Source organism: Acinetobacter johnsonii, from assembly GCF_048551975.1.
Lineage (GTDB): Bacteria > Pseudomonadota > Gammaproteobacteria > Pseudomonadales > Moraxellaceae > Acinetobacter > Acinetobacter johnsonii_A.
Genome location: NZ_JBIMCF010000164.1, coordinates 1 through 294 on the forward strand (window position 1 = coordinate 1; position 294 = coordinate 294).

Consider the following 294-nt stretch of genomic DNA (forward strand, 5'->3'; position numbering starts at 1 on the left):
CTCACACACTCCCTATCAGTGATAGATTTATGAGTAAAAAAGATATTGCACCTCAACGGCTGACACGTGAAATAGTCCTGCGTACCGCATTGGATATGTTGAATGAAGAAGGCATAGATTCAATAACCACACGCAAGCTAGCTCAACGATTGGGTCTTAAATCTCCAACTCTATATTGGCATTTCAAGAATAAATCCTTGTTAATGGAAGCAATGGCGGAACCCATTATAAATGAACACCATTTAGTTTCTTTACCCATCGATGGGATGACATGGCAAGATTGGTTGCTCGCTA

1 protein-coding gene is annotated in these 294 nt (G+C 40.5%); it reads left to right on the forward strand.

Going from position 1 to position 294, the window contains the following annotated elements; translation table 11 throughout:
- Positions 1-29 precede the first annotated feature (29 nt).
- On the forward strand, positions 30-294 hold a 265-nt coding region (locus tag ACG9ZB_RS17070; RefSeq protein ID WP_419326829.1), incomplete at its 3' end, for a TetR family transcriptional regulator.